The sequence below is a fragment of the uncultured Gimesia sp. genome (assembly GCF_937919775.1).
In the GTDB taxonomy this organism is placed as follows: domain Bacteria; phylum Planctomycetota; class Planctomycetia; order Planctomycetales; family Planctomycetaceae; genus Gimesia.
The window spans coordinates 1-5,669 of record NZ_CALFPF010000453.1; the positions used below are offsets into that span (position 1 = coordinate 1).

A 5,669-nucleotide genomic window follows, 5' to 3' on the forward strand; every position below is an offset into this window, starting at 1 on the left:
CCAAACGCATGCGCGGAACTGCCGATGATGTCGTTGTCGCCATCCAGGTCCAGGTCTTCCACATACAGGTCGGCCATCTTTTCCGAAGGCTCTGCACCATTCACGCTGAGCGTAAAGGGATGGAATTCCCAGAGTCCTTCTCCCAGGACTTTGGGGGCTTCCCACCAGCCGTTCGGAATGAGTACATCCTGGCGACCGTCCTTGTTGAAATCGCCGACTCCGAGGCCGTGGTAATATTTGAACGTCCCGTTTTTCATTGGATCGCCGGGTTGGCTGATGGGCATGAACGTCCATTTTTTGGTGGCCAGTTCGGGTGACGGAATTTCCAGATATCCCATCTGCTGTTCCGGCTGAGATCCGAAAATCAATTCGGGTTTCCCGTCTCCGGTCAGGTCGGCGAACTTCGGTGTTTCATTACAGATGCTGTGCCAGATCAGATGTTCTTTCCAATGCCCCGCTTCGTTCTTGGGGTTTTCATACCAGTAGAATTCCTTGCCGGGAAAGCTGACGTAAATGAAATCGGTCCAGCCATCCTGGTTGATGTCGTAGGCAAAGTTGCAGAAGCTGTCACTGTATCCAACACCGGCGACAAACTTTCCCGGCTTGCGAATTTCGTGCATTTTCCAGTCCGGTGCTTCATACCAGACATCGCCGGCAATGACGTCCATTTTACCATCTTTATTCACGTCGGCGGCTGCGGAACCTTCCGAGCGGAAGGCGGCGTCCAGTTGCTGCCGCTGCCAGGTTTCGCCGGCGGAAAGTTCAAACGAACTACCCAGCAGAACCAGCAGTGTGGCGACAGAGAGAGTACTCAAGCGGAGATAGAGCGGATGTTTGATGTTCATTATTGTTGTCCCGATGTTAACTTGCGAACGCGATAAGTTTCACTGTCACCAATATAGACATTTCCCTTTGGTCCGACATAGACACCATGCGGTCGCGCCATGCGGCACTTCGCGGGGTCTCCCTCAGGGCCGTCTCCTTTTTTGCCATCTCCGACTGCCGTTTCGATGATACCGTTCTTTTTACGAATCACGCGAATGGTGTGGCTTTCGGTGTCGGCTAGATAAATGTCACCGTTGGGGGCGACGGAAATTCCTTTGGGACCTGACAAAGTAGCTGATTTTGCCGGTCCGCCATGCCCCGTATATCCTTTTTTACCAGTCCCCGCGATGTGATGTAAAGTCTCATTATCCAAATCGATCCGATACACCATATTTCCTTCCCGCAATGCGAGATACAAAGAACCCTTTCCCGCGCCTTCGTCGAAGAAGTCCAAAGCGCGCGGCCCATTCAGTGGTGTGCCTGAAACTGCTGCGCCATCGGGGGTCGGCTTTCTCTCGCCCGTTCCGGAAAAGGTACTCACGATACCGGTTTTCAAATCGACGCGGCGAATGCGATGGTTGCCGATATCGCAGACATACAGATTATCGTTTTTGTCCAGTGCGATGGAGTGAGGTTGTGCGAAAGTGGCTTCCGTCGCCGGACCACCGTCTCCGGAAAAACCTTTTTTGCCCGTACCGGCGACGGTTTCGATTTTGCCCGTTTTGGCATCCACGCGGCGGACAATGTGATTCACCATTTCGACGAAATACATATTGCCCGCTTGATCGAAGCGAACTTCGTAAGGCTCGTTCAGTTTTGCTTCCAGCGCGGGGCCACTATCTCCGCTGTATCCTTTTTTGCCCGAGCCGGCGACAGTGGAAATCGTTCCCGTTTTTTCATCGATGCGGCGAATGACGTGACTTTTGATTTCACAGACATACAAAGCGCCATCCGGGCCGAGCGAGAGACCGTACGGTTCCCCGACCATCGCCTCCACAGCAGGACCGCCATCGCCGGTGTGCCCCTGCTTGCCTGTGCCTGCGAGTGTAGAAACGGTTTGTGCTGAGAGTTGTGATGCACACAGACTTAACAGCAATAGGCTTACGAGTGAAACAAAACGATGCATGGTGTCATTCCAGATTTCAGAAGTAACAGCTTAACGGGGAATATCATCAAACGAACGTTCCGGGTCATCATGTTTGAAGATGATATAGGGGCCGGCATTCGGATTCTGCTTTAACAACTCTGCCGGTGTGATCAGAGTCTGTGTTTTACTTTTCTTTTCTACGACCAGGACTTTGACTCCGTCCGCGTGATCCTGCTTTTTGAAGAACTGCTCGATCAGGATATTTTCCGGCTCGCCTTGTGCGTTGACCATCACGACATATTCCGCAGACGGTTGAGGAACGAAAGGACGTTCTTCAGAACAACTTTGAGATACGATCAGGCAGACCGCCAGCAGACAAAAATTGATCGCAGGAGAGCTCGAAACACCCATTAAAAAACGCCTCCCATATCAGTTTCCAGTTTGTCTTTGTTACTGAAGAGGATGTTGCTGTCCATCGGTCCGAACCAGCCAATTTGAAACTTTCTGGGATCTCCTCCATAAGCTGAGTTGCCGGTGCCGGACATGACGGCTGAGGTGACGCGTCCGTCTGCCCAGCCAATGTTTGCAACAGTCCCCGTATGGCGGAAATGAATAGAAGGATCGGGACGCCAGGGTGCTTCCTGATAAGTGGGCGTCCAGTTATCAATAAAGAAAGGGGGCTCGATAAAACTGTATTCAATAATGTGCAGGTCCGGAAAACCTTGCGCTAAAGCCGCGTCAGAAAACGCCACTGTTCGCGCCAGGCTGCCAATTTCCCGCATGTTAGTCGCTACCATATTGCTGGTCGGATATGTGTATTTCCAGGAAGTCCCCCCGAGATAAGCCTGGTTATAACCATAGCCCCCGGTCCCTCCTTCGAAGGCATTGGAAACCGTTCCATGAGCGGCGAAGTTACCAAAGGTAGGGCACTTTTTTATTTCCGCACTTTGTTCGAGGAAGGGAGCCAACGGTCCCAGGTGAGGCTGAAACTTCGTGGTGCCGTCTGAGGTGACCCGTTCTCCATGCCAGCGTTTTTTACCGCCAAAGCCGTCATGATGATCTGGGGCTGCTCTTGGCCAATAGCCGCCATTCGAGTCGGCATACATGTGACAGGCGAGAACAATCTGCCGCAGGTTATTTTTGCACTGCGCCATCCGAGCCGCTTCGCGTGCCTGCTGCACAGCGGGTAAGAGCAACGCGACCAGAACGGCAATGATGGCAATCACCACCAGCAGTTCAATCAGGGTGAAGCCGTGCTTGCGAACAGGCGTGGAAGAATTCTGCTTCGTCTTTTGAAAGACAGACCGGGAATCGAGAAAGTACATTCTTACGGTTATTTCATCGCTAGAGAGAATGGTTGAAAAGATCAAACGATCTTTAACATTCTAACCAAGTCAGACCGGGAATGTCTTGCCAGCGGGCGGTTTCAACGCCGGGGAAACAAATTTTTTCGCGGAAAAAGCAAGCCAAGCAGCCTGATTTCAGTGACTATTCAGAGCCTGCATCCGCCTGGTTCTGCTTTGCGATGATTTCACGTTCTTTCTTCAGGCACATCGCGATAAATGTCCCTGAAATGGCGGCTTGCGCGATCAGGTAGACCAGAATGTCCGGCCCGTTCAGAATGATGCAGGCGCCGAAAGCGATCACGAACAGAACAATCAATCGTGTTTTAAGACCCATAGTGCTGACCTTGCTTTATTTCGTAGAAATGAATCTCATGTTCTTTGGTTAAACGAAGTATAGTGCTGTATGATGCATTGATCAATTCAGATTTGTAACTCAAAACCCCGAACTTCATTGATTTCCCGAGAGTTGGAATCGAATACTCCCCAGCAGACCAGGAGTACAGCGACATGAACGACGTAGCAGAAATTCAGGATTATCTGGCGCATCTCGCACCTCCCGATCTGGCAGAGAGCTGGGATAATGTGGGATTATTGACGGGAGACCCTGCCCAAAAGGTCGAACAGATTCTCACCTGTCTTACGCTGACTCCGGACGTGGCAGCGGAAGCGATTTCCGCGGGAGCCGATCTGATTATCTGCCACCACCCGATTCTGTTTCGACCGGTGCAACAGATTACGTCGGCGTCGATCGAAGGCAAAATGCTGCTGGATCTCATCCAGACAAAAATCGCAGTGTACAGCCCGCATACCTCTTATGACAGTGCCGAGCGGGGCATCAACTGGCAGCTGGCTCAACTGCTGGGACTGGAAGAGATTGGCATCCTCAGGCCCGTTATTTCCAAAACAGAACCGTCGGGCGAAGCAGGCAGAGGCGCAGGCCGGTTTGGCATTGCCTGCAGAACTCACGCTGGCGCAGTTAAACCAGTTGATTAAGCAGGCCCTGAGGATCTCCTCGCTGCAATTTGTGGGTGATCCTGCGCTGCGCATCCGTCGCATCGGTATCGCCTGCGGGGCAGCCGCCGAATTCTTGAATGACGCCCACCGCTGCGGCTGTCAGGCTCTACTGACCGGCGAAGCCAGATTTCATGCCTGCCTGGAAGCCCGGGCACACGGCATGGGACTGATTCTGCCCGGACATTACGCCACGGAACGACCGGCGATGGAGCAGATGGCACAATTGTTACATCGGCAGTTTCCGAAATTGAAAATCTGGGCCAGCCAGCAGGAAACCGATCCGCTGCAATGGGACTGCGATCTGGAATAAGATTTCTCTCAACAGCCTGAAATAAGTGCTGTTATAGTAGAGTTTTAAAGGATTTTCACAGTTTGCGCAGATAAGATACCTGAATGACAGTTCGGAAATAATGCTTCGAGCGGAAACCATGGAATGGTTATGAAAATTTAAGCTGTGCTGGTCCGAATTCGTAAAAAACAAATTTTTTTCTAGACCTGATCATAAGTTTTAGATACACTTGTATGCTATGTGTATTTTTGGGTGAGTGGTCAAACGGCACAATTTCTGGGCGGACTCAGTATTTAATCGTCATTTAACGGATCGTTTGGATATTTAGCGAATATACATATGATTAATAAATGTGTTTTCGGGCTTATTGGTTGCTTGTTTCTGGCTAATTCAATTCGACTGATGTTTTTCATTTCAGATCAAGAGAATGCGACGATTCGCGATGGATTACTAATTTCACCCGTGGTTGCAGATCTGGGATCAGTGAAACAGGGCACACTAAATAAAACCCGTTTCATGTTAAAAAATACTTCTACGAAACCGATTGATCAGATTCAGCTGCAGGCAAGTTGTGGTTGTCTGACACTTGATACATTCAAAAGCGTGTTGGCTCCAGGCGAATCGACAACGGCACTTGTAGAATTTAACTCGATAAAAAAAAGAGGCTGGAGTAACGTATTTCTGATCCTAAAGTATGTTGCGAACGGGAAGACAACAGAGCAGCTTCTAGAAGTCAGAGCTGACGTCAGGCCCTTTGTTGTTCTGAAACCGGAGGAGGCACGTTTCTCAATCAGTAAATCTGATGATAAAGCTATTTCCAAATGCACGATTCGATTTACCGCAGTGGAAAATTCTGATCTTGAGCTGAGAAAGTTGATTTGTTCTCACCCGGCAATCTTCGTTCAGGAAATTGACGAACCAGCCGTAAACACAGGTGACCTGTCGGGCTGTATAAAGACGATTGAAATAAGCTTGGATCGCAAGAAATGGTTTTCGTCCCCTTCTAAAGGCAGCAAGAAGTTACATCTGTCCGTCGCGACAAGTATTGACTCCGAACCAAATTTAATCGTTCCGATCATAGTGAATTAAAAGATTGTATGAACATGCA

8 protein-coding genes are annotated in these 5,669 nt (G+C 50.1%); 3 read left to right on the plus strand and 5 right to left on the minus strand.

What is annotated here, in order from left to right:
* The 5 genes from Q0294_RS12905 to Q0294_RS12925 form a co-directional block, all read right to left on the minus strand.
* Positions 1-845 (minus strand): VCBS repeat-containing protein (locus Q0294_RS12905; protein WP_299465881.1); only part of this gene is annotated, 845 nt, incomplete at its 3' end.
* A complete protein-coding gene (locus Q0294_RS12910; RefSeq protein ID WP_299465884.1) occupies positions 845-1,951 on the minus strand; it encodes a hypothetical protein in 1,107 nt (368 codons plus the stop codon). The genes Q0294_RS12905 and Q0294_RS12910, both read right to left, overlap by 1 nt.
* A gap of 30 nt (positions 1,952-1,981) precedes the next feature.
* Positions 1,982-2,323 carry a hypothetical protein gene (locus Q0294_RS12915; protein WP_299465887.1) on the minus strand — a complete coding sequence of 114 codons (342 nt, stop codon included), beginning with the start codon at positions 2,321-2,323 and terminating at the stop codon, positions 1,982-1,984.
* Positions 2,323-3,237 carry a DUF1559 domain-containing protein gene (locus Q0294_RS12920; protein WP_299465890.1) on the minus strand — a complete coding sequence of 305 codons (915 nt, stop codon included), beginning with the start codon at positions 3,235-3,237 and terminating at the stop codon, positions 2,323-2,325. The genes Q0294_RS12915 and Q0294_RS12920 overlap by 1 nt, the downstream gene beginning before the upstream one ends.
* Before the next feature lie 163 nt (positions 3,238-3,400).
* Entirely contained in the window at positions 3,401-3,592 is a 192-nt protein-coding gene (locus tag Q0294_RS12925) for a hypothetical protein (protein WP_299465893.1), read from the minus strand.
* Positions 3,593-3,765: 173 nt separating this feature from the next.
* On the opposite strand from Q0294_RS12925, the gene Q0294_RS12930 reads away from it, so the two are divergent.
* The 3 genes from Q0294_RS12930 to Q0294_RS12940 all read left to right on the plus strand — a co-directional run bounded on the left by Q0294_RS12930 (position 3,766) and on the right by Q0294_RS12940 (position 5,650).
* Complete coding sequence (locus Q0294_RS12930) at positions 3,766-4,251, plus strand: Nif3-like dinuclear metal center hexameric protein (RefSeq protein WP_299465896.1); 486 nt, start codon at positions 3,766-3,768, stop codon at positions 4,249-4,251.
* Positions 4,208-4,582 carry a Nif3-like dinuclear metal center hexameric protein gene (locus tag Q0294_RS12935; protein WP_299465899.1) on the plus strand — a complete coding sequence of 125 codons (375 nt, stop codon included), beginning with the start codon at positions 4,208-4,210 and terminating at the stop codon, positions 4,580-4,582. The genes Q0294_RS12930 and Q0294_RS12935 overlap by 44 nt, the downstream gene beginning before the upstream one ends.
* 318 nt (positions 4,583-4,900) lie before the next feature.
* Positions 4,901-5,650 (plus strand): DUF1573 domain-containing protein, encoded by a 750-nt coding sequence (locus tag Q0294_RS12940; RefSeq protein ID WP_299465902.1) that lies wholly within the window; start codon positions 4,901-4,903, stop codon positions 5,648-5,650.
* The last annotated feature ends 19 nt before the right edge of the window (positions 5,651-5,669 follow it).